A 23,342-nucleotide genomic window follows, 5' to 3' on the forward strand; every position below is an offset into this window, starting at 1 on the left:
GGCACGGCCCGAACAGAGGTCAGGTCCTGACGCCGGCAAAGTTCTTGGTCAACTCGAGCAAGGTCGCCCGCAACTCCGGAGGCCGCACAGGCTTGGCCAGGATCGAAATGTTCATGTGGTGCAGCGCATGGCGGATTCTTTCGATTTCATGGCCGGTCATGATCATGGCGGGGACTTCCCAGCCCCGTTGCTCGCGAATCGCGGCGATGCATTCGGAACCGGAGACCTTCGTGCCCAAGTCGAAGTCAGCAATGATGATGTCGCAATCACTGGTCACGCCCACTCCGTCGCTGTGGGTTTCCACTTCGCACCCCCACTTCTCCAATAGCGCGGATGTCGCCATCAGCACGTTGGCGTCATCCTCTACCAGGCACACACGCAGCCCTTGCAAACGGCTATGGGTGGACACCGGCCTGTTCACCATAGTCCTTGGCGCGACTGTTTCCAGTCCCTGGATCATGGCGCGCGTGCCCTTGCCGAGCCGGGAGTCCAGCTGGATGTCGAGATTGATCAGGTGGCTGATGCGCTTGACGATGGACAACCCCAGGCCCAGCCCCTCGACGTCCTTGTCACGAACGTGGCGCACCCGATAAAACTCCTTGAACACCTCGGGCAGGTGTTCGGCGGCAATGCCCCGGCCCTTGTCGTAGATGACGATGGCCAGCTCGCTGCCTTTTGGCCGCACGCCGATCAACACCGGTTGGCCAGGGGCATATTTGAGCGTGTTGGAGACCAGGTTTTGCACCATGGTCGCCAACAGGCCCGCGTTGACATTGACCCAATGCCGGCAAGGCCGCAGGCGCAACTCGACACCGGCCCAGCGGGCCGCTTCGGTGTTCTGCTTGACCACATCTTGCAGCAACGCGCCCAGGTGTACGGGTTCGGCCTGCGGTTCAAGCTGTCCGTTATCGAGGGTGTAGATATCGAGGATCGAACGAAACAGCTGCGACACGATGTGCAACGAGCGGTCGATGTTGTCCACCAACCGCAACTCTTCCTGGCCCAACCGGGCATCGCGCAGGCAGGCGGTGAACAAGCCGATCGAGTGAATCGGCTGGCGCAAGTCATGGCTGGCCTGGGCCAGGAAGCGGGATTTCTCCTGGTTCGCGGCAATCGCCTCCTGCGAAGCGATGCGGGTTCGGGTCAGCAGGATATGCGCATAGGCGGGCACCACGATGGTGGTGACGATCAGCATCAGAAACACGTAGGGCTGGCCACGCCAGAACGGCGTAAGCAGGAAAATTACCACCAAGGTGGCGAGGGCGATCAACGTCGCGGCAGCCAGGTAGCGCGAGCCGAAGCGCATGCCATTGCCCAACGTGACCCAGAGCAATGCGGCGTACACCGGAAGCAAGCCCTCCCCACCCACGATCAAGGCGAAGGCGAGGCTTGCATAGTCGAGGGTCATGGCAAAAAGACGACGCAGGATGAAGTGCCCGGGCCAGCGCTTGATCGCCATCCGCAGCGGGACCGCGACGCCGAAGAAAAAGGCCATGTACCACAGGATCGGGACATAGGTTTCGAAGTCACTGGCCAGGCAGGCCACCACAATGATGTAGAGCGCAGTACAGGCCCCGACCGTCAATCTCAAGGTAGCCTGATCAAGCTCGCTATTCTTTTCCGTCATAGTCACTGGATTATTCCGACATGAAAGGTTGTTTCAAACTTGAAACCCAAAGGGGCAGTTTAGGTTACGATTCGTGAACGGGAAGACCAGAAGGATCTGAGGCATGACGTGCAGAGTAATTGTGGCAGATGACCATCCTTTGTTTCGCGAAGGTATGCTGAGGACCATTGAACGACTTATACCGACAGCCTCCATAGAACAGGCTGGAAATCTGGACGAAGTATTGGCGCTGGCACGTTCCGGAATGGAAGTGGACTCCCTGATACTCGACTTGCGCTTTCCCGGGATCAAATCGTTGCAAGTAATCGGCCAGTTACGCAGCGAGTTCAAACGCACCTCGATCATTGTGGTTTCAATGGTGGATGATGTCGATGTTATTTCCCAAGTGATGGCGCTGGGTGCCGACGGATTCATCGGCAAGAATATCGATCCCGCCGGTATTGCCGACGCCATCATGGCAATACGCGAAGGCGAAGTGGTGGTGAAGTATCAAGCCGAAAACGCGATCCTGGACGATGCCCTTTCCCAACTGACCGCGCGCCAACGGCAAGTGCTTGGCTTGATCGCCGCCGGCAAGACCAACAAGGAGATTGCCCGGGACCTGGGTATTTCCCCGTTCACGGTGCGCATCCATGTCTCAAGCTTGCTCAAATGCCTGGGTGTGCCCACACGTGCGGCGGCTGCGGCGCAATACTCCAACTTCCCAGGCAATGGCGGATGGTCGGGAAAACAAGACGATTGAATGTATAAGCGTCGCGAATATTCATTGAGCGTTATCCTTTGTGCCCGCCGCCAAGGCCATAGCACACTTGTACTATAGCGTTGTCCAGTACTCTCCCCCTAAGCTGTGGACGCTGCATAAAAAGGCTGTTCCAGCAGCCAAACACAAGAAAGCCAACATGCCATGCGCCGTGCAGTATCACTGTGCCTATTGAAACATTATGGCGTGCGAAGCCTATGGATCTAATCAATCGATAGGCGACGCAATGCTGGGTCAACTTCACCGTCTGCCGGTTGAAATGGAATGGTCCTGACATTAACTCAAGGTAAGTCATCATGTCCTTCGAATATGGAAAAACACTTAGAAATGGAATGGCGCTGTGCGCACTCGCGGGCGTACTGAACGGTTGTGCAAACACCGGCGACTTGGGTAACTTGATGGGTTCCTTGAATCAGGGCGCCAACAAATACAACGTCTCTTACCTCAAGCAAACGATCATTCCGGGCGAGACGACAAAAGGCCAGGTCACTCAAATGTTCGGCGCGCCGACGAATGAAGAACTCAATTCGACGAGCGCCAGCAACGAGTCGAACTGGACCTATGAAAAGACTGATGAGGGCTTGGATAAGTACATGAAGCTGGCCCATAAGTACGTGTCGACCGAAAACAGCCTGAAGATGTATGAAGCCTCGGCACAACTGTCCAAGGCGCAAACCGTAGCCAATGACGTCAGCAGCGTGACTGGCACGAAACCAGGCCAGAGTCAGGCCCAAGGCTCGGTATTGACCATCTATTTCGTCGATGACGTTGTGAAGTACTACAGGGTCTACTGACGCAGTGGCATCGCCCATCGGGGACAGCCTCAAACCTGTCCCCAACCCTCACCTCAGTTCTTCCAGGTACCTACGCTCCAGACGCAAGCCTTGCGGATAACGAACGACTCCGTTCATGTGCTTTTCCGACGTCCTGCGTGGCAACCCCTCCTGAAGTCTCCCGGCCCGGGCAACTATTCTGAATCGCACCTGGCCGGCCTCTATCCAGAAGACGCCGCAAGCTACGTGCCCATCATCATCTACATCTGTACGTTCATCTTCGTCTCGGTGTTCCTGCGCATGATCATCAAGCGCTGGCCAGGACACTTTTTCTGGCGGCGCCTTTTCACGATGCTGCAGACTATGCCGGCATCGCATTTGGCATGGTGCAGGGAGGCGAAGGGGCCTTGCCTATCTACGCAGCGCTGCTCTGGGTCACGCTGGGCAATGGCATGCGCTTCGGCTCGCGCTACCTGGCGCTGGCAATCGTTATCGCGCTGCTGATCGGCGTGCGGCGCCAGGGCGTGATGATATACGACAAGGGACGCGGCATCGCCGCCGAACAGTTGCCCGAAGTGTTCAAGGAGTTCTACCGCTTGCGCCATGTGCGCGACAAAGATGTCGAGGGCCTCGGCCTGTCTATCGTCAAGCGCATCAGCCAGATGCTCGACGTCGATATACACATCCGCTCCCAGGTCGGACAAGGCACCCGGGTCGCGATCAGCGGCCTGGAACCGGCGGCACCACGGGTCATGGCGCCCAAAGCAGTGCCCGTCCAGAATCGCCTGGACGGGTTGCGGAATTGGTCAAGCGCATGGACCGCAAGGGCAAGGACTCAGCTCATCTCAACCCACCCAGCCGATAGCCGTCTTGGGAATCACCTCGGACTCGTCGAGCTTGGACGCAAACATACTCACTGCCTGGAGTGCATCCGTGGTTCCGTTCCTGATTTGCACGATGACCGAACCGGCCTGATCTGCCAGGGTTACACCGCGCAATGCGCCTTCATGGGTCTCGTTCATGCTGGCGACGGCATCGCGGGTTTCGGAGAGGATCATGCCGATCATTTCGGCAATTTCCGAGGTGGAGCGACTGGTGCGCCCGGCCAGTTGCCGGACCTCGTCGGCCACCACCGCGAATCCCCTCCCCTGGTCCCCGGCCCGCGCGGCCTCGATGGCCGCGTTGAGAGCCAGCAGGTTGGTCTGGTCGGCAATGCCGCGAATGGTGTTGACGATGGCCGTGATTTCTTCCGAACGCGCGCCCAACTGCCCAACCAGACGCGCGGAAGAGCCAATGTTGTCGGCAATCTCGCGCATCTCCTTGGCCGTCTGGTGGATCACCTGGGCGCCTTGTTCAGCCACCCGTTCGGTCTCGGCGGAGATATGGTACGCACGGGAAGCGCCACGCGAATCCTCTTCGAATTTCTCCACCCGTTCGCTGATGTCACTGGCGAACTTCACAATCTTGCACAACTTGCCTTCGGCGTCGTAGACCGGGTTGTAGCTGGCTTCCAGCCAGACGACTTTGCCGTTTTTGCCGAGTCGCTTGAACTGACCGCTGAAAAACTCACCGGCGTTGAGACGACGCCAGAAATCACTGTACTGCGAACTGCCAACCAGGCTCGGTTCGCAGAACATCCGGTGATGCTTGCCCTTGAGCTCCGCCAACGAGTAATTCATGACATTCATGAAGTTGTCGTTCGCGGTCAGGATGTTGCCGCCCAGGTCGAACTCGATCACCGCCATCGCACGGTCGAGTGCCGCCAGACGGGCACGGGTTTCGGCCTCCTTGGCAACCTTGGCAGTGACATCAAGTGCGTACTTGACCACCTTCAAGACGCGGCCTTGCTCGTCCATAACCGGGTTGTAACTGGCTTCCAACCATACATTCTGGCCCGATGCATTGCGGCGCTGGAAGGTGCCGGAAACGAATTGGCCGGCGCGCAATTGATTCCAGAATTCACGGTACTCGGCGCTGCCCGCCAGCGCTGGGGTGCAGAAATCCCTATGGGACAGGCTCGCCAATTGATCGGCACGGTAGCCCATCGCGCCCAGGAAGTTCTCGTTCGCCCGAAGGACCTTGCCATCGGGGCTGAACTCGATAACAGCCATCGACCGCTCCAGAGCGCCCACCAGTCCCTTGTATGTTGCCAATTCGGCCGTCCTAGCCGTCAGTTCATTTTTTAGTGTTGTATTAAACATGACGTACCCTCGGTGAACCCTGAAAGTCACTGGACCTTCTATTCATATCGGCTCGCTGGCTGGAGACTGAACGGTACGCTGTAATTACGTTTCGGCGCCAAAACCCACCGAATCCATCAACCAGGTTCTAAAGGCCTGCACTTTTGGGGCATCGGCTATGTCATGGGGGCTCACGAAATAAAAGCCGAGATCAGACTTCAATCGCAGATCAAAGGGTGCAACCAGTCGTCCTGCCTTCAGGTCATCCTCGACATAAGTTGAACGTCCGATGCACACCCCCAGGCCGTCGACGGCAGCCTGTACTGCCATCATGGCCAGGTCGAACGTCAATCGACTGCCTTCGGCCAGTTTTTTCGGTTGGCCGGCGGCACTCAGCCATGAACCCCAGTCGTCGCCGGTCACGCCGCTCACCTGCAATAAGGTGTGCTGGGCCAGATCGCCCGGGCTTTCCAAGGCCGTTGGACCTTGCAGCAGCCTGGGGCTGCACACCGGAAATATTTCATCGGCCATCAGCCAGTCGGCCCGCAACCCCTTCCAGTCCCCATGACCGTAACGGATGGCCGCATCGACGCCACCCTGACGAAAATCCACCCGTTCAGTGGACGCCGTGACGCGCACATCGATGCTGGGAAACGCCTGCTGGAATGACGCCAGGCGTGGCAACAACCATTTGGAGGCAAATGAAACCAGGGTACTGATCGTCAAGACGCTGTTATTGCGGCTCTCCAGCAACGTCTGCGTGCAATAGCGCAACTCATGGAACGCCGCGCGAACGCCTGGGAAATAGGCATGGCCTGCGTTTGTCAGGGCCAGGCCATCCTTGAGTCGCAAGAACAGGCGCACGCCCAACTCATCTTCGAGCCGGCGAATTTGATGGCTGATGGCTGTTTGAGTAACGTTCAACTCTTGCGCAGCTTTGGTAAAACTCATGTGCCGAGCGGCCGACTCGAATGCTTTAAGGCCATTGAGGGAAGGTATTCTTGTGGCCATGCGGCTTGGCGCTCTCATGAGATTTTGTCATACGCTAGCACTGAAGATGTCCTTTGAATATGTTCCGGCCCTCGTGGACTCTGGCGGCACGCCCCCCACCTTGAGGAAACCATGAAACTGTACTTCGCCCCCATGACCTGCTCATTGTCCCCGCACATCGTGCTGCGGGAATTGGGCCTACCCTTTGAATTGATTCGGGTCGACAACAAGACCAAGCGAACCGCCGACGGACTCGACTTCCTGAGCATCAACCCCAAGGGCTACGTGGCAGCCTTGGTGCTGGATAACGGTGATGTCCTGACCGAGGGACCCGCCATCGTCCAATACCTGGCCGATCGGGTCCCCACAAACACGCTGGCGCCGGCCAATGGCACCTGGGAGCGGGTTCGCCTGCAGGAATGGTTGAACTTCATCAGCACCGAGATCCACAGCGGATGTGCTCCGCTGTTCAACGCCGATATTGCAGAGCCGACCAAGGCCATCTTCAGGGAGAAACTGTTCAGGCGCCTGGAATACCTCAGCCAGGCCCTTGCACGACAGGATTACCTGATGGGCACCTTTGGCCTGGCCGACAGCTATTTGTTCACCGTGTTGACCTGGCTGCCGTTGTTCAACATCCAGATCAGGGACTGGCCGGCGCTGGCGGCGTTCATGGCGCGAATCGCAGCACGCCCCAGCGTCCAGGCGGCCATGGCGGCGGAGGCGGCGGAGGCGGCGGAGGCGGCGGAGGCGGCGGAGGCGGCGGAGGCGGCGTAGTGATTGGCGGCACATTCAACCTGGGTGCAAGCTGACCTGTCGCTATCGCGAGCAAGCTCGCTCCCACAGTTTTCCGGGTGATAGTGAGATTTGAGATCACCCTGATCCCCCGTGGGAGCGAGCTTGCTCGCGATAGCCGCGACACCATCACTCCAAGCCAGCCGCCAGCCCCCAACACACGCGCACTTGTGCTAAAAAGCACCGATATCATTCCGAGCTCCGGTCATGGCCCTTGCTTCACCTCCCGATCTGACGGACACGACGCATCTTGTTCAACCACTTTCCCGCACTTACCCATCCGGGATGTTGATCGCGCCTCATCATCATGAATGGGGCCAGCTTCTTTACGCGCAAAGTGGTCTCATGTGGGTCGATACGCCCGGCGCTGCACTGTTGGTCCCGCCGCAACGCGCGGTGTGGCTGCCGCCGCGGGTCACACACGGGATCCGCGTCGTTTCGCCCTTGGAGATGCGCAATTTGTATTTGCGCGCAGAACTGGCCATGAGCGTAGGGCTTGAGCTGGAAGTGCTTGAGGTCAGCAAACTGCTGCGCGAGCTGATCATCCGGCGAGTGGCACTGGGTAATCGCCCTGATCCTGCATTGCGTGATGCCTTGGACAACCTGCTGGTGCTGGAGCTTCGCGAGCAGCGCTCGGCGGTGCTCAAAGTGCCTATGCCTGCCGGCGGGGATCGACGCTTGCGCAACTTGTGCGAGACGGTGCTCGATGTCCCAGGCCTGGCCATGTCCTTTGAGCAACACGCCGAATCGGTGGGGGCCAGCACGCGCACCTTGGCTCGGTTGTTCCATGCCGAGCTTGGCCTGACGTTTACCGAGTGGCGCCGCCAAGTGCAACTGGCCCACGCCGTCGCCGCGCTCCTGGAGGGCGACTCGGTGGGGGCAATCGCGGCGCGATTGGGCTATACGCTGAGCAGTTTCAGCGAGATGTTCCGCCGCTCCCTGGGCATTGCACCGTCGGCGTATAAAAACGCGATGACATCGAAGGGGTTTGTCCGATAGACGAAACTCTCTGGCGGGCTCGCTCGCGGCGCGAACGCTATCTTCGATGCACATTTCGTCGAGGAGTATTGCAGCTTGAAAGCCCTACAGTTTTGCGCCACCGGCAGCCTGGACCACCTCTGCCTCGTAGACTTGCCGACACCCGTCCCGGGCCCCGACGAGGTCCTCATCCGGATCAAGGCGGCGGGGCTCAACCCCAGTGATGTCAAGAATGTCGAGGGCCGCTTCCCCTATACCACCTTGCCCCGCGTGCCCGGTCGTGATTTTGCCGGGGTGGTTGAGCAAGGTCCGGCACACCTGCTCGGCAAAGCGGTCTGGGGAACCGGCAAGGGCCCAGGGTTCCTGCGTGACGGTTCCCATGCGCAATGGCTCACGGTTCCGGCCAGTGGCGTGGCCCTGAAACCTGAGGGTTTGTCCTTCGTCCAAGCGGCGGCCATCGGTGTACCTTTTACCACCGCCTACGATGCCGTTGAACGATCCCATGTGCAGCGCGACACGACGTTTCTGGTGATTGGCGCCAATGGCGCGGTAGGCAGCGCTGCACTGGCCCTGGCGAAGGCCCGCGGTGCCCGTGTGCTTGCGGCCGTACGGCGACCGGAGCGGGCCGCCGAGTTGCAAGCCAAAGGCTACGACGTCATCGTCACCAATGCGCCTGGCAGCCTTGCAGAGCAGGTCAACGCGGTGTTTCCGGGAGGGGCGCAGGTCATCTTCGACACCACCGGGTTCTGGCTGCAAGAGGCCGTATCGGCATTGGCCAACTTCGGTCGCATTGCGATCATCGCTGCCCCGCCAGATGGAATGGTGCACTTCCCCGCCTTGGCGCTCTATCGCAAAGGCGGCGTCTTGATCGGCGTGAACTCGCTGCTCTACGACAACACCGACTGCGCCCGGATGCTCGAAGAGTTTGGCCGCCACTTCGAGGCAGGCGTCATCGACGCCCCCACGGATATCCTTGAAATCCCCTTGGAAGACGGCAAGGCCCAGTACGCGCTGATCGCCAAGGGCAGCAGCGCAAAAGCCGTCCTGGTGCCCTGATCCAGAACGGCTCGGTTTACTCGCTCAATGCCTGGCTGAAGGAGGTGTCGATAATCCCGGCAGTGGCCAGCGGTGCCGGCAGCGCCTTGACCTTGAACAGGAAGTCCGCCGTGCCTTGCAGGTCGGCGGCAGCCTGTTGGTCCACCGGGCCGACGCTCATGTGTGCCTGGCGCAACCAATGGCGCGAGACGTTCTGGTCGAGATTGGCCTTTTTCGCCCATAGGTCCGCGTATGAGTCGGTGTGGTTGTCGACCCAGGCGCGGGCGCGTTTCACACGTCCGAGAAAGTCTGCGATGGCCTCGCGCTTACTGTCGATGGCCGGCGTAGAAGCGGCAATGGCACTGAGGCCGGGCATGAGGTTTTTCGCGGTCAGGATCGGCCGGGCGCCGGAAAACAGGATCTGTTGCGAGATGTAGGGTTCCCACACCGCAAAGGCATCGATGCTGCCCTGGGGCAAGGCCGCCGCCGCGTCGATCGGCATCAACTTGACGAATGCTACATGATTCTCCGGCAGGCCGGCCTGTTCCAGGGCGCGCAAGGTCAGTTGCTGGCTCCAGGCACCGGGCCAATAGGCGACTTTCTTGCCCTTGAGGTCGGCGATGGTCTTGACCGGCGAGTCCTTGGGCACCAGCAGCGCGATAGTGTCCGGGTTCTGCCGCGAAACACCGATCAACTTCACCGGTGCCTGCTTGGCAGCCAAGAACAGAAAGCCCGAATCGCCGAGGACCCCCAGGTCCAGGTCGCCGGTATTCAGCGCCTCGGCCAGGGGCGCGGCGGCCTGGAAGTGTTTCCAGTCGACGCGGTAGGGAGCGCCCTCCAGCACATCCGAAGCCTCCACCGAGGCCCTTACGTTGTAATAGTTCTGGTCGCCGACGTGCAGCACCAACGGCTCGCTAGCCTGGGCCAAAGGTGCGGTTAACAATGTGCTGAGGAGCAGACGGCGCAGGGATCGGGAGACCTTCATGAAGACATTCCTGAATGAATTTCATAGAACATAACGCTGTTTAAATTCATCTTATAAATTCTTTTAACGCATAAGCTCATCACCACAAGCTATCGCTGTCCATGGCGCAACAGCGCTGGAACAGACTGCTGGTTGGGCCCGACTCAAGGCGTTGGCCCTGACCCATTGCACCGCACCCACGTGATTTGATCAGGCCTCTTACTAAGAACTAAAAAGAATTAATAAATAAACAATAAGTATTTATGGTTATAAACATAGCCACGTACTCTCAGATCATCCCGTCCCATTGGTCACGACAGTGAAGTGCCTTATGAAACCGACTGACAACGTTATCGACTTCGTTCAATTGCGCAAACGCAAGCAGGCTCAGCAACTGGCCAGGGCCATGTGGGAGATGTACGCGCGTAATGCCGGTTACCAGGCGTTCCAGTGGGTCCAGGCGTCCCAATCGACCAGGACGTACCACGCGTGAGCGCTCAGGAGCCCTCGCGCTTCTTGGCGAGTAGCGACGAACCCGAAGTAGACCTGAACAACCTGGAAGCCCTGGATGAGGATCCGATTTGCGAACGAGTCGCGCAGAACCTGCAACGCCTGCGCGGCAAGCGCCACCTGTCTCTCGATGCCCTCGCCCGCCAGTGCGGGGTAAGCCGGGCCATGCTGGCGCAGATCGAATCCGGCCGCAGCGTGCCGTCGATCAAGGTGCTGTGCAAAATCGCCAAGGGCCTGAAGGTGTCGGTCGCCGCGTTCCTGGAACACCGGGCTTTCGAAGGGGTGGCGGTGCTCTCGGCCAGCCAGAGCAAACGCCTGGTCAGCGCCAATGGCGCGTTCGTCAGCCGCGCCCTGTTCCCGTTCGATGTGGCACGCCAGTCGGAATTCTACGAACTGCGCCTGAGCCCCTTGGGCGAAGACCAGTCCGAAGGACACGGGCCTGGCGTCCAGGAAAACCTGGTGGTGTCCCAAGGTGTGCTGGAGATCAGCGTCAACGACGAGCGCTACCTGCTCTCCACGGGCGATTCGATTCTGTTTTACGCCGACCAGCCTCACCGCTATCGCAACCCGGCTGACAGTGAGGCGGTGGCCTACCTGGTGGTCACCTATCCGGAGCGCCTGGACTGAAGAGCGGCAGGTTTCAGAAGTGGAAAGTGCCGTTTTTTGGGGGGCTTTTGGGAGTCCTATTGTCTGGTGTGTATATCCGTTGCTGCGGTGACGGCCACTGGCGGTTCCGCTCTTACAGCGGGTCACTTTCGAAAAGCGCGAAAGTAACCAAAGCGCTTTTGCCCCACCACTCGGTGCCTCGCTTAGGCTCGGCATGCCCTCACTCCGGCATTGCTCCGTGGGCCCGCCGCGAAGGGCCCTCCATGGCCCAGCGCGGCTATCCCGGCATCCATGCCGGGATTCCCACTCCACAATGCCTGCGTTCGGCCATCGTGGTTAACGGGGCGCCCGAGATCAACGTCAACCGCGAGGCGGCCTGGTAGCCGACCTGGTTCTCCCCAGTCGTACACCCAGCATATCTGTGGGAGCCTGCTCGCGAATGCGGCCTTATAGCCACCCTGTTTCTTCGGCTGTCCCAATCCCAATTGTGGGAGCGAGCTTGCTCGCGATGAGGCCAGTAGGCTCAATATCCATGTGACTGGACTACCGCCATCGCGAGCAAGCTCGCTCCCACAGGAGAAACGCGACCTCACCAAGAACCAGGTCGGCTACCAGGCCGCCTCGCGGTGGACGTTGATTTCGGCGCCCCGTTAACCACGATGGCCGAACGCAGGTATTGTGGAGTGGGCATCCCGGCATGGATGCCGGGATAGCCGCGCTGGGCCATGGAGGGCCCTTCGCGGCGGGCCCACGGAGCAATGCCGGAGTGAGGGCACACCGAGCCTAGGCGAGGTGCCGAGTGGTGGGGCATATAGCGTTTTGCTTACTTTTGCGCTTCTCAAAAGTGAGCCGCTGTAAGAGCGGAACCGCCAGTGGCCATGACCGCAATAAAGGATATACACACCAACCAACCTAAAAAAGCTTAAGCCCACTAACAAGCAACATCACCCTTGACCGCAGCATCAAATCAGCAAGTGCAGCACATCATCGGCATACCATTGCAGCTCATCATCATTGGCATGCTGCAGTCGCTCATCATCTTCATCATCAAGGCGCAGCAGTTTTTCATCATGTCCATGTTCATTCCAGCCATCGGCATGACCTTGCACATCATGCAGTCAGCCATCACCGTGCATTCCATCACGCACTTCATCGACGGCATCGGCATGCCCATCATCGGCATTGGCATCATCATGCTCGCCATCGGCATGGCCATGCTCGCCTGGGACATGCACATCATGCTCAGGTTGCCGCAGTGCATCATCATTGGCATGCCGCAGTTCATCATCATCTGCATCATGTCCGCGCTGTTCTTGAACATGGCCATATCCATGCCAGCGGCGGGCATCATTTTGCACAGCATGCCGTCATCCATCATTTCGCAGGTCATGGTCGCCATCATCATCGGCATGCCCATCATTGGCATCATCGGCATGTTGGCGTTCATCGGCATTTGCATCTGCATGGCGTTCATCATGGTGTTGTTCCCTGTAAGGTTCGAGCGTCGGATGAGGCTGATGGGGGCGGATTCTAAGGATTGGCCCGGCCCCGACAAGATGACGATCGAACAGCAGGAATGAACGTTCAAGCAGGCTTACTGGAGTGACGCACGCAAAGTCGTCTGCTGTTGCGCGCAATTGGATTTGATTACAGACACTTCAGACACGGCAGCTGCGATTCTTCAGTCATGGATATGCCATCCAAACCTATATAAATAACCGTAAGAAATAATCGATCTAAACTTGCCCCCGCAATCTTGCACCACAGGGGCGAGCCTTGGTTCAGCCAATCAACTGGGCATACACCGGCCGGTCGATGTTCCCCCGGACAGAATCACCGCCACCTTTTTCCCCCGCATCGTTTCACGCTCCTGCATCAGCGCTGCCAAGGCGGCAGCGCCGGCACCTTCGGCGAGGTTGTGGGTGTCGGTGTAATACGCCCGCATGGCCCCGGCAATTTCAGCGTCGCTGACCGCTACGATTCGCGCCGCCGCGGCCCCGTAGATGGCCAAGGCTTCGGGAATGGGACGGCGCACCGCCAAGCCATCGGCAAAGGTGTTCGCCGAGTCGGTTTCGCATAGCCTGCCCGTTTCAAACGACAACTTCGCCGCGACGGCCTCGGTGGACACCACGCCCACCACGTGGGTCTTGAGGCCCAAGGCATCGCGGGCGGCGATGACCGCGCAGATCCCCGAGCCACAGCCTATCGGCACATAGACGGTGTCCAGGTCCGGTACCGCGTTGAACAGCTCAAGCCCATAGGTCGCCACGCCCTTGACCAACTCCGGATGGAACGGCGGCACCAGGTAGAGGCCATGCGCTTGGGCCAGGCGTGCGGCCTCTTCACGGGCCTCGTCGAAATCGCGGCCGTACTCGACCACCTCGCCGCCAAAACCGCGCATGGCATTGTTCTTCTCCACCGAGTTACCGTGCGGCACGACGATCAACGCTTTCAAACCCAATGCGCTGGCCGCCAGCGCCAGGCTCTGGCCATGGTTGCCGCGAGTTGCCGTGACGACGCCTTTTGCCTCGGGGTGCTCGCGCTTGAGCCAATGCACGAAGGTCAGGCCGCCGCGCACCTTGAAGGCCCCTGTCGGGGTGTGGTTCTCGTGCTTGACCCACACCGTGCAACCCAGCCGCTCAGCCAACAAGGGCCAGGCGTACTGGGCGGTGGCGGGCATGACTTGGTAGAGGTGGCGGGCAGCTTGTTCGATGTCGTCGCGGGTCAATGTGTGCATGATGGGCCTCCGGGTTTTGCCCAGTCTAATCAGCACGACCGCAGCGGGCTTTCAGAAAACTGACCTGACTTTCCGGCCCTCTCTTCACTACTATGCTGTTCATGAACCCTCGAAACCGCCAACAGCCGCCTCAGTCCGAACCGGTCCGTCGTATCGAAGCTGGGCCCTGGGCGATCGAATTGTTGCCCGGCTGCGCGTACGCCACCCGCTATGTCGCGACCCAGTCGGCGATCGGCTTCGCCTTCGACAGCCAGCGCGGCCTGCACGCCATCGGCAGCGACCGCGTGCAGCCCTTCGAGGCGATTCCCAACGGCCTGGCATTCGTCCCCGCCGAATGCGACGTGTTCTCCGAATCCCCCAGGGGCGGTGAATACCTGCGGGTCGTGCGCACCGACGGCATGGCGTTGTCGGGGGAGCATGCGTTTAACAACCGTATTGACCCGCAGGCCATCACCCTCGCGCTGAGAATGCGCCGCGCACTGCTGCGTGCCACCGCAGAGGATGACTGGGAGGCCTGGACGCTCGGACTGGCTGAACGGGTGAAGGACCACAAGACGTTTTCGGCCCCCATGCAAGGGTCGATCACCGGCGGGCGGATGCGCCTGCTCGACGAGTTCATCGATGCCGGTCTCGACGGTCCGCTGGGGGTCAAGGAAATGGCCGGCCTGCTTGGCTTGTCCGAGGGATACTTCATGCGGGCATTCAAAAATGCCACCGGCAAAAGCCCCCACAGCTACCTGATCGATCGGCGTCTGGCCAAGGCACGGGCGCTGATGCGCGATTCAACCGCCCGACTGACCGATATCGCGCACACCTGCGGCTTCAACTCCCAGGCGCACATGACCACGCTGTTCAAGCAACGCCTTGGCGTCAGCCCGGCGCAGTTGCGCGGGTATTGGAGGCCCTGACGAGTCGGGCAAGCGGCGGATACGGCTCACCTGAGGCACGAAGTGGCACCTCAAATCAAATTGCCATCAGATGGCCTTGCAAAAACACCCGGGCCGTCTAGATTCAAACCTGTCTACAACCACATCACCCACCACCCCTGACAGCCCTTCGGGCGAGAGCGTCTATTGGCCTAAAACACACACTTGGCGTTGCTTTCAATTACTGACACGGAATCGGTCAATAACAACAAGAGGGATGCTTGATGAAGCATGGCCGTGGGTATCGTTTGCTCTCGCAAAAAAGCGCAGCCAGACATTTCTGGCTGTCGTTGGTTTGTTTTTCAGCCCTGGTGATCGCCAGCTTCTTGCTGTTCGAACAACAGATCCAGGATTTCCTGACCCATCTCAACCTGTACCTGCCCTCGACGCCCGCGCAGAAACTCTACCTGGCGTTGTTGCTGATCGCCCTGCTGGCGCTGGACGTGGTGCTGCCGGTGCCGTCGAGCATGGTCGCGCTGCTGGCCGTGGCCATGCTCGGCAGCGTGGGAGGTTACCTGGCGATTTTCGTGGGCCTGTGCCTGGGCGCCGGGCTGGGCTACGCCCTGGGGGCCGGATATTTGCGCCTGCTGTCCGGCCGCCTCGGCCTGCATCAACGCCAGCCGGGGCAACTGGCCTACCGGTTGGGCACACTGTCGTTGATCTGCCTGCGCGGCGTCCCGGTATTGGCGGAAACCTCGGTCGTTGCCGCCGGCATGCAACGCTACCCACTGCGCGCGTTCATCCTGGTCACCACCCTGGCCAACGCCGGCCTCGCATTGGCCTACAGCGCCATTGGCACCTTTCTCGTCGAGCAGAACGCGCTGTTGGTGACCCTGCTCGCCAGCATGGTATTGCCCGGGCTGTTCATCGCCGGTTACAGCCTGTTCAAAAGCCTTCGCCGGCACGACGCGGAGCAACCTTTACACGGGCGCTTCAAGGTCAGCTACGACTACCCGGTGGTGTTCACCGATCATGTGTTCGATCCGCTCAATCCCTGCCTGCACCGCCAGCTCATGGCCGGCCACAGGGGCCCGGTCACGGTGTTGATATTCGCCGATGAACAACTGCTGCACAGCGCCCCGCACCTGCTGGAACAGATCAACGCCTACTTCGCCAGCCATTTTCCAGACCTGCACCTGCAGGCGCCGCCGATCGCGGTCCCGGCCGGCGAGGCGAGCAAGGATTCGCAAGTGTTGCAGCGGCTCTACACCGACATGCTGAAACATGGCTTGGACCGACATTGCCATGTGCTGGCCCTCGGTGGCGGCGCGGTGCTGGATGCGGTGGGTTACGCCTGCGCCACCTTCCACCGCGGCATTCGCCTGATTCGTATCCCCAGCACCGTGCTCGCCCAGAACGACGCCGGTATCGGTGTGAAAAACGGCATCAACGCCTTCGGCCAGAAGAACCTGCTCGGCGCCTTCTATCCCGCCACCGCCGTTATCAACGACTTTCAATTGCTGACCAGCTTGACCCGGCGCGACCAGATCGCCGGGCTGGCCGAAGCGGTCAAGGTGGCACTGATCAAGGACCAGGCGTTTTTCCAGTGGATGGAGCAACAGGCCGACGCCCTCGCCCACTTCGATCATGGGGCCAGCCGCTATGCCATCCGCCGCTGCGCCGAATTGCACCTGGCGCACATCACCGGTGCTGGCGACCCCTTCGAACGCGGTAACGGGCGCCCCTTGGACTACGGGCACTGGGCCGCTCACAAACTGGAAAATCTCAGTCAGCACCGACTGCGCCATGGTGAAGCCGTCGCGGTGGGCATGGCCCTGGATGGACTTTATGCCAATGCCCTGGGGCTGTTGAGCGACAGCGACACCGAACGGGTGCTGAACCTGCTGCTCAAGCTCGGCTTCTGCCTGAACCCGCCGGAGCTGACCTTGAAAGATGCACTGGGGCGCTCGCAGGTTTTGCTGGGGCTGGAGGAGTTCCGCCAGCATCTGGGTGGGCAACTTTCCATCCCCATGCTCAGCCGGATCGGTGAGTCGGTGGACTTGCATGAAATCGATACCGCGCGAATGGAGCAGGCGTTGCAGCGGCTGTCCACTCAAGTCGATCTTGCGCTGACCCTGAACGAGCGCTGTGCGCAATGAACCAGACAGCGCCGAACCTCAAGACCTGGCTGACCCTCGGCCGTGTCTCCAACCTGCCCACGGTGTGGACCAACACCTTGGCCGCCGCCCTGCTTGCCAGCAGCGCCGGGGCCCTGGCACCACCGTCGTCCCTGGTGTGGATCCTGCTGTTGGCGGCACTGTCGCTGCTGTACCTGGCCGGCATGCTGTTGAACGACCTGTTGGACGCCAACTGGGACCAACAACACCACAACCCCCGCCCCATTACCCTGGGCCTGGTCAGCCGCCAGCAAGTGCGACTGGCCACAGCGTTGTTGCTGGTGCTGGCAGCCGCCTCGCTGCTGGGCCTGAGCCGGTTGATCGAACAGCCGCACTGGCTGCTGGGCAGCGCCACCCTGTTGGTGGGCTGCATTCTCGGTTACAACCTGCTGCACAAGAAATACGCCCACAGCGTCTGGCTGATGGGGGCCTGCCGCTCGGCGCTCTACCTCACCGCAGCGGGCAGTCTGGCGGCGCCACCCGAACCGATCTGGCTCTGCGCCATTTTGCTGGGCGTCTACATCAGCGGCCTGACCTACCTCGCCCGTCAGGAACACCGCAACCAACTGATCAGTCGCCTCCCCCTGCTCCTGATGCTGAGCCCACTGGCCTTGGCGATCTATGCAGGCAGCGCCTGGTTTTGGCCGGTGCTGCTGTTATGGCTTGGCTGGTTGGGCTGGCATTACTGGCACAACCTGGCCAACCCTCGGCAACGGCAGGTCCGCGCCTTTATCGGCGCTGGCCTGGCAGCCCTGCCGCTGTTCGATGCCCTGGTGCTGGCCGTGGCTGACCAGCCCTTGGGCAGCCTGTTATGTGTCCTGGTGTTTTTCCTGCTTCCTCATTTCCAACGCTGGATCAAACCCACATGAACACGGACGTTACTGCAGCGGCATCGGCGGCCCTCGACATGCGCCACGACTGCCTGAACGAACAACGCCAGCTTTTCATCGGCCAACTCGATGAAACCGAACGGCTGTGGTGGCATCAGGCACAGCAACAGCTTGCCCGATGCCCAGACGCCAACACCGCAGCGCTCATGAGCAGTCAATGCAAGCGCAACCTCAAGGAGCGTGCGCAACCGGGCAGCGACGGCTGGAGCAACGTTCAGCTGGCGCGGGCGTTGCTGCTGGCCCAGGTGCTGGAGCAGCAGCCCGCCGCCGGGCAAGTCCCCCTGCTGCACCAGTTGTTCCTGTGGGGCGACGACCAGGAAAAGGTCGCCACCTTGAAGGCCCTCGACTGGCTCGATAGTCGCGGGGTGTGCGTGGAGCTTGCACGCCAGGCCGGGCGCACCAGCAACAGCCAGGTGTTCGCCGCCCTCGCCCTGGACACGGCCTACCCGTCGCGTCACTACAACGAACAGGCCTTTAACCAACTGGTGTTGAAAGCGCTGGGCATGGGCCTCGATGTACGACGCCTGATCGGCCTGGCACAACGACAAAGCGTCACCCTCAACCAGTTGGCCCTCGACCTTTTGGACGAACAACTCGCCGCCGAACGAACGGTGTCCGCCGGACTGCCCCACGTGATCGCCTTCGACCTGCTGAGCCCGGCGCAACGGCAGCGCCTGACCGGCCTGGGCCAGCAACAACGCTTGGCGGCGCAATGGCTCGAACACCTGGGCGACGCTTCGCTGAACTGATGCCCCACCGCCCCCGCTTTTTTGACGAGGATTCACCATGCTCAAGTACTTCGACCCGCATATCCACATGGTCAGCCGCACCACCGACGACTACCAGAACATGGCGGCCGCCGGCATCACCGGGGTGATCGAGCCAGCCTTCTGGCAGGGCCAGGCCAGGACCAGCGTCGGCAGCTTCATCGACTATTTCGACACGTTGTTGGGCTGGGAACGTTTTCGCGCCAGCATGTTCGGCATCCATCATTTCTGCACCATTGGCCTGAACCCCAAGGAGGCCAATGACCTGTCGGTGGCCAATGAGGTGCTGGAGATTCTGCCGCGTTACCTGGTGAAAGACGGCGTGGTGGCGGTGGGTGAAATCGGCTACGACGACATCACCCCGGAAGAGGATCGCTTTCTCGCCGCCCAATTGGAGCTGGCCAAGCAATTCAATCTGCCAGTGCTGGTACACACCCCGCACCGCGACAAGATCGGTGGCACCAAGCGCACGCTCGCCGTCATTCGCGAGGTCGGCATTGCCGAACAGCTGGTGATCATCGACCACCTCAACGAACTGACCCTGCCCCTGGTGCTGGACAGCGACTGCTGGCGCGGTCACTCCATCTACCCCAATACCAAAATGTCGGAACAGCGAATGGTCGCGCTGCTCCAGCAGTACGGCACGGAAAAAATGGTGGTCAACAGCGCGGCCGACTGGGGCATCAGCGACCCGCTCAAGGTGCCCAAGACCGGCCAGGCGATGCTGGCCGCTGGCTTCAGTGAAGCCCAGGTCGAACAAGTGCTGTTCCACAACCCGGTGGACTTTTTTGCCCAGAGCGGCCAGCTGGACAAAGCCCTGGTCAGCACGCCCCTGCCCATCGATCAGCGGCGGCAGTGGCAGGACAACTCCGCCCTGCGGGGCCAGGAACCGGTGATCAAATGAGTACCCGCACGGGTTGGACCGCCACGCAGATCGGCTATTGCAGCAACGTGCACCCGACCCATGACCTGGGCGGGCTGCGCGCATCCATCGAACGGCATTTCCAGACCGTACGCACACTGCGCGGGCTCGACATGCAGGACAGTGGATTGTGGATCAGCGCCCTCGCCGCCGCCGAACTCCAACAGGCGCCGACCCGTGCGGATTTTCTCGACCTATTGCAACGCAGCGGGCTACGCCTGACCTCGCTCAACGGCTTTCCCTACGGTCAATTTCACCAGGGCGCGGTGAAAGCCGACGTCTACCTGCCCAACTGGGCCGATCCGCAGCGGCTGGTGTACAGCCTGGACCTGGCTCGATTTCTCGCCCAGGCCCTGCCAGCAGACTGTGCCCAGGGGGTGATCTCCAGCCTGCCGCTGGGCTATGCCGCCCACTGGAGCCCGACGCTGCAGCAGCGTGCCGAACATCAACTGCGCGAGCTCACTGCCGGGTTGGCTCGGCTGCAACAGGAGACGGGCAAGAAGATCGTGGTCTGCCTGGAGATGGAGCCCGATTGCGTGCTGGAAAACACCGACCAGGCCATCGCCTTCTTTCGCCACTGGCAAGCCACGGACCCGCACCATGAACACCTGGCGCTGTGCTTTGACGTTTGCCACCAGGCCGTGATGTTCGAAGACTGCTATCAATCACTGGACCGGTTGCGTCAGGCCAAGGTCCCCATCGGCAAGATCCAGCTATCCAATGCATTGATTTGCCACCTGCCTGAGGACGAGCACCGGCGCGAACAGGTGCTCAAGACATTGAGCGGTTTTGCCGAGCCCACCTACCTGCATCAAGTGAAGGCCCGCGATGGGCAGCATCGGTTATCGGCCTGGACGGACCTCCCCGCGGCCCTGGATGATTGTGAGCAGAACCGCGCCTCTCATCCCGAACTGAGGATTCACTTCCACATTCCGCTGTTCAGCGAACAGCTGCTGCTGCCCGAACTCAGCGGCAGCCAGATTGCCCTGTCGCAAACTTTCGACTTTTTGGCCGACCATGGGGATTTTCGCCCCGTACTGGAAGTGGAAACCTACAGCTGGGGCGTCCTGCCCAGCCAGCTACGGCCCACGACCGAGCACGCCCAACTCCAGGGCATCGCGGCGGAGTTGCATTGGGTCGAGGATCAGTTGCAGCAGCGCGGCTTGCTGCAAGGTCAAGCGCTGAAGGCTCATGCCCATGCGCTCTGATCCTGCGCGCCAGCCGCTGCTGCTGATCAACGTGGTCGGCCTGACCCCCGCGCTGCTGGGTGCCGCGACGCCCTGCATCAATGCCCTGTTGAAAACGGCCAAGATGGCCACGTTGCAACCGGTGTTCCCGGCGGTCACCTCGACCGTGCAGGCTTCGATCCTCACGGGACAGCCACCGTCGGAACACGGCATTGTCGGTAACGGCTGGTATTTTCGCGATCAGGCCGAAGTGCGTTTCTGGCTGCAACCCAACGCCCTGATCCAGGGGGAGAAAGTCTGGCAGACACTCAAGCGTCAGTACCCCGGGTTTCGCTGCAGCCAGTTGTTCTGGTGGTACAACATGTATGCCGACGTGGACGCCGCCATTACCCCACGGCCGCATTATCCAGCCGACGGTCGCAAGATGTTCGGCCTGTATTCGACGCCGGCCTGGTTGCACGAGCATATCGAACAGCAAATCGGCGAGTTTCCCTTTCCGAGCTTCTGGGGCCCGGCGGCCGGAATCGCCTCGAGCCGCTGGATCGTCGACTGCGCCATCGCCGAATTCCAGCTCAGTCGACCCGACCTGCAGTTGATCTATCTGCCCCACCTCGACTACAGCCTGCAACGCCTGGGGCCCGATCACCCGTCGATTGCCGACGAGGTACGGGCCATCGACAGTGAGGTCGGACGTCTGCTGGACTTTGCCCAGGCGCAAGGCGCGGCAGTGATGCTGCTGTCTGAATACGGGATCGAAGCCGTCACCCAATCCGTTTCCATCAACCGGTTGTTGCGTACCGAGGGCTTGTTGCAGGTACGCCAATCGCTGACGTGGGAATTACTCGATCCCGGTGCCAGTGCCGCGTTTGCCGTGGCCGATCATCAGGTCGCACACATCTACGTTAAACAGGCGCGCGACATACCTCGCGTCAAGGCGCTGCTGCAACGCCAGGCCGGCATCGAGCAGGTACTGGATAAAGCCGAACAACAGGCCTGGCAACTGGATCATCCCCGCAGCGGCGAGCTGGTGGCCGTGGCCGCCGCCGGTTACTGGTTCGATTACTACTACTGGCTCGACGAGCGCAAGGCCCCCGACTTTGCCCGCACCGTGGACATCCATCGCAAGCCAGGCTACGACCCACTCGAACTGTTCATCGACCCGGCCATTCGCTTCCCGAAATTGAAAGTGGCGCGCCGCCTGCTTCAGAAAAAACTCGGCTTTCGCTACTACATGGACCTGATTCCGCTGGACACCCGCCTGGTCCGCGGCAGCCACGGACGGCTGCCCACGAGCGAGAAAACCGGCCCGCTGCTCATCACCAATTGTGATCTGTCGTTGCCGCAGCACCTTGCGGCCACGGCGGTGAAGCAACTGCTCCTGGAACACTTCCGGGGGCGCCCTCATGCCGATACGGCGAATGCCAAGGAGCTTCCATGCGGCGAGCCATTTCCATAACTGTTCTCAGTGCCCTGGCCGGTTTGGCCCAGGCACAGGACACCAACAACTTCGACTGCAACAACTTCCTGCAGTTTGGAGCAGACATCAACCAGACCCGGACCGCGTTTGCCCAGAGTCCCGAGACCATGGCCTGGAACTGGTTCGTCTGTTTGAACCAACCCAGCACCGCGCAAAGCAGCAATCTCGTGTGGGAGTTGATGAAGCCTTCGGACCAGGTCTACCTGCCCAACGGCGCGCCACCGGGCACCTATGACAGCTCCGCGGCGCTCCCGGCCGCGGTGGTGACGCAAGCCAAGGCACAAGGCATGAACCTGTCCCGATCCTTCCATAACATCAATGCCACCCAACAGGTCGATGGCTTGATCCTGCAAATGGGCGGTGCCGTGCCCGACGCCCAACAGGGCAACCCGGTACGTTTTCAATTGCTGATGGGCAAGGACACGTTCGATTACATCGTGAACAAGCAGGTCTACAACGTGAATGGCCAGGCCGCCCTGGCCAACGACCTGAACTTTCCACCCACCGCCTGGGAGTTGAAAGCCGCGTGGCTGTGGATCGGCACGGACACGACCTACCGACAAACCCTGGTGAACGATGGCTACTACATTGCCCAGGCCTACTACCAGCAGAAGGACGGTACTTACCAGGTCGGCTATGTGGCATTGAGCGGTCTGCATGTCGTCAACAAACTGAACGCCAACTGGGTCTGGACCACCTTCGAAAACGTCAACAACAGTAAATACACCGTCACCAATGCCGCCCCGCCTGCGCCGATGACCAACACCACGGGGCCGACGCCGGCCGCCAAGCCGGTGAATGCCAGCTTCCAGGCCAATAACCCGACCCTGTCGAAGTACGAGTTGATCGGGGTCGAGTTCCAACCCATCACCCAGGTACTGGCCAACTCACAATTGGAATCGGCGTTCCAGAACACCTCGTCCTGCCTGGCCTGCCACGGCACCGCCGCCTACTCGAACGACAAAGGCTACTTCAATTTCGCTCTGAACCAGGGGGGCGGCATCGTCTATCCCACCACCCCGCTGCCGCCCTCGGCATTCGATGGCTACAAAAAACTGGACTTTGTCTGGTCGCTGAAACGCGCCCAGTGGCAACGCTAAG

General features: G+C 60.6%; 20 protein-coding genes and 3 pseudogenes. 16 read left to right on the forward strand and 7 right to left on the reverse strand.

Annotated elements, in window-relative coordinates; translation table 11 throughout:
• Window positions 1-19: 19 nt before the first annotated feature.
• Window positions 20-1,627: an ATP-binding response regulator gene (locus KI237_RS16760; RefSeq protein WP_212800632.1), complete on the reverse strand. Its 1,608-nt coding sequence runs from the start codon at window positions 1,625-1,627 to the stop codon at window positions 20-22.
• A gap of 103 nt (window positions 1,628-1,730) precedes the next feature.
• Between KI237_RS16760 and KI237_RS16765 the strand changes: the two genes are divergently transcribed.
• From KI237_RS16765 to KI237_RS16775, 3 genes and pseudogenes are all read left to right on the forward strand, one after another.
• A complete protein-coding gene (locus KI237_RS16765; protein ID WP_212796204.1) occupies window positions 1,731-2,369 on the forward strand; it encodes a response regulator in 639 nt (212 codons plus the stop codon).
• A gap of 314 nt (window positions 2,370-2,683) precedes the next feature.
• The gene (locus KI237_RS16770; RefSeq protein WP_249410622.1) at window positions 2,684-3,181 is read left to right on the forward strand and encodes a hypothetical protein; all 498 of its coding nucleotides are present in this window, start codon (window positions 2,684-2,686) and stop codon (window positions 3,179-3,181) included.
• A 189-nt stretch (window positions 3,182-3,370) separates the two neighbouring features.
• Window positions 3,371-3,960 (forward strand): annotated as a pseudogene (locus KI237_RS16775) (ATP-binding protein); the annotation flags it as partial.
• A gap of 45 nt (window positions 3,961-4,005) precedes the next feature.
• On the opposite strand, the gene KI237_RS31035 reads toward KI237_RS16775, so the two are convergent.
• The 3 genes and pseudogenes from KI237_RS31035 to KI237_RS16785 all read right to left on the reverse strand — a co-directional run bounded on the left by KI237_RS31035 (window position 4,006) and on the right by KI237_RS16785 (window position 6,351).
• Complete coding sequence (locus tag KI237_RS31035) at window positions 4,006-4,620, reverse strand: methyl-accepting chemotaxis protein (RefSeq protein WP_502937125.1); 615 nt, start codon at window positions 4,618-4,620, stop codon at window positions 4,006-4,008.
• Window positions 4,594-5,361 (reverse strand): annotated as a pseudogene (locus KI237_RS31040) (PAS domain-containing protein); the annotation flags it as partial. The gene KI237_RS31035 and the pseudogene KI237_RS31040, both read right to left, overlap by 27 nt.
• Before the next feature lie 84 nt (window positions 5,362-5,445).
• The gene (locus KI237_RS16785; protein ID WP_212796206.1) at window positions 5,446-6,351 is read right to left on the reverse strand and encodes a transcriptional regulator GcvA; all 906 of its coding nucleotides are present in this window, start codon (window positions 6,349-6,351) and stop codon (window positions 5,446-5,448) included.
• Window positions 6,352-6,462: 111 nt separating this feature from the next.
• Between KI237_RS16785 and gstA the strand changes: the two genes are divergently transcribed.
• The 3 genes from gstA to KI237_RS16800 all read left to right on the forward strand — a co-directional run bounded on the left by gstA (window position 6,463) and on the right by KI237_RS16800 (window position 9,159).
• Window positions 6,463-7,107 carry a glutathione transferase GstA gene (gstA, locus tag KI237_RS16790; RefSeq protein ID WP_212796207.1) on the forward strand — a complete coding sequence of 215 codons (645 nt, stop codon included), beginning with the start codon at window positions 6,463-6,465 and terminating at the stop codon, window positions 7,105-7,107.
• A gap of 225 nt (window positions 7,108-7,332) precedes the next feature.
• Window positions 7,333-8,124: an AraC family transcriptional regulator gene (locus KI237_RS16795; protein ID WP_212796208.1), complete on the forward strand. Its 792-nt coding sequence runs from the start codon at window positions 7,333-7,335 to the stop codon at window positions 8,122-8,124.
• Between the two features lie 75 nt (window positions 8,125-8,199).
• On the forward strand, window positions 8,200-9,159 hold the full coding sequence (locus tag KI237_RS16800; RefSeq protein ID WP_212796209.1) for a quinone oxidoreductase family protein: 960 nt from the start codon (window positions 8,200-8,202) through the stop codon (window positions 9,157-9,159).
• Window positions 9,160-9,175: 16 nt separating this feature from the next.
• On the opposite strand, the gene KI237_RS16805 is transcribed toward KI237_RS16800, so the two are convergent.
• Window positions 9,176-10,123, reverse strand: a complete 948-nt coding sequence (locus KI237_RS16805; RefSeq protein WP_212796210.1) for an ABC transporter substrate-binding protein — start codon at window positions 10,121-10,123, stop codon at window positions 9,176-9,178.
• A gap of 310 nt (window positions 10,124-10,433) precedes the next feature.
• Here KI237_RS16805 and KI237_RS16810 point away from each other — a divergent pair, with 310 nt between their 5' ends.
• Complete coding sequence (locus KI237_RS16810) at window positions 10,434-10,595, forward strand: hypothetical protein (RefSeq protein WP_212796211.1); 162 nt, start codon at window positions 10,434-10,436, stop codon at window positions 10,593-10,595.
• Between the two features lie 53 nt (window positions 10,596-10,648).
• Window positions 10,649-11,239 carry a helix-turn-helix domain-containing protein gene (locus KI237_RS16815; RefSeq protein ID WP_162893907.1) on the forward strand — a complete coding sequence of 197 codons (591 nt, stop codon included), beginning with the start codon at window positions 10,649-10,651 and terminating at the stop codon, window positions 11,237-11,239.
• Window positions 11,240-12,185: 946 nt separating this feature from the next.
• Here the strand turns inward: KI237_RS16815 and KI237_RS16820 are convergent.
• On the reverse strand, window positions 12,186-12,695 hold the full coding sequence (locus tag KI237_RS16820) for a hypothetical protein (protein WP_212796212.1): 510 nt from the start codon (window positions 12,693-12,695) through the stop codon (window positions 12,186-12,188).
• 304 nt (window positions 12,696-12,999) lie between these two features.
• Window positions 13,000-13,955, reverse strand: a pseudogene (locus KI237_RS16825) (threonine dehydratase).
• A 92-nt stretch (window positions 13,956-14,047) separates the two neighbouring features.
• On the opposite strand from KI237_RS16825, the gene KI237_RS16830 reads away from it, so the two are divergent.
• From KI237_RS16830 to KI237_RS16865, 8 genes are all read left to right on the forward strand, one after another.
• On the forward strand, window positions 14,048-14,863 hold the full coding sequence (locus tag KI237_RS16830; RefSeq protein WP_212796214.1) for a helix-turn-helix transcriptional regulator: 816 nt from the start codon (window positions 14,048-14,050) through the stop codon (window positions 14,861-14,863).
• Between the two features lie 242 nt (window positions 14,864-15,105).
• Entirely contained in the window at window positions 15,106-16,980 is a 1,875-nt protein-coding gene (locus KI237_RS16835) for a 3-dehydroquinate synthase (RefSeq protein ID WP_212796215.1), read from the forward strand.
• On the forward strand, window positions 16,977-17,867 hold the full coding sequence (locus KI237_RS16840; RefSeq protein WP_212796216.1) for a UbiA family prenyltransferase: 891 nt from the start codon (window positions 16,977-16,979) through the stop codon (window positions 17,865-17,867). Before KI237_RS16835 ends, KI237_RS16840 begins: the two co-directional genes overlap by 4 nt.
• A complete protein-coding gene (locus tag KI237_RS16845; protein WP_212796217.1) occupies window positions 17,864-18,637 on the forward strand; it encodes an EboA domain-containing protein in 774 nt (257 codons plus the stop codon). Before KI237_RS16840 ends, KI237_RS16845 begins: the two co-directional genes overlap by 4 nt.
• A 37-nt stretch (window positions 18,638-18,674) precedes the next feature.
• Window positions 18,675-19,559 (forward strand): TatD family hydrolase, encoded by an 885-nt coding sequence (locus KI237_RS16850; RefSeq protein ID WP_212796218.1) that lies wholly within the window; start codon window positions 18,675-18,677, stop codon window positions 19,557-19,559.
• The gene (gene eboE / locus KI237_RS16855) at window positions 19,556-20,785 is read left to right on the forward strand and encodes a metabolite traffic protein EboE (RefSeq protein WP_212796219.1); all 1,230 of its coding nucleotides are present in this window, start codon (window positions 19,556-19,558) and stop codon (window positions 20,783-20,785) included. Before KI237_RS16850 ends, eboE begins: the two co-directional genes overlap by 4 nt.
• The gene (locus KI237_RS16860; RefSeq protein ID WP_212796220.1) at window positions 20,775-22,220 is read left to right on the forward strand and encodes an alkaline phosphatase family protein; all 1,446 of its coding nucleotides are present in this window, start codon (window positions 20,775-20,777) and stop codon (window positions 22,218-22,220) included. The genes eboE and KI237_RS16860 overlap by 11 nt, the downstream gene beginning before the upstream one ends.
• On the forward strand, window positions 22,199-23,341 hold the full coding sequence (locus KI237_RS16865; protein ID WP_212796221.1) for a hypothetical protein: 1,143 nt from the start codon (window positions 22,199-22,201) through the stop codon (window positions 23,339-23,341). The genes KI237_RS16860 and KI237_RS16865 overlap by 22 nt, the downstream gene beginning before the upstream one ends.
• The last annotated feature ends 1 nt before the right edge of the window (window position 23,342 follow it).

The organism is Pseudomonas sp. St316 (assembly GCF_018325905.1).
GTDB lineage: Bacteria > Pseudomonadota > Gammaproteobacteria > Pseudomonadales > Pseudomonadaceae > Aquipseudomonas.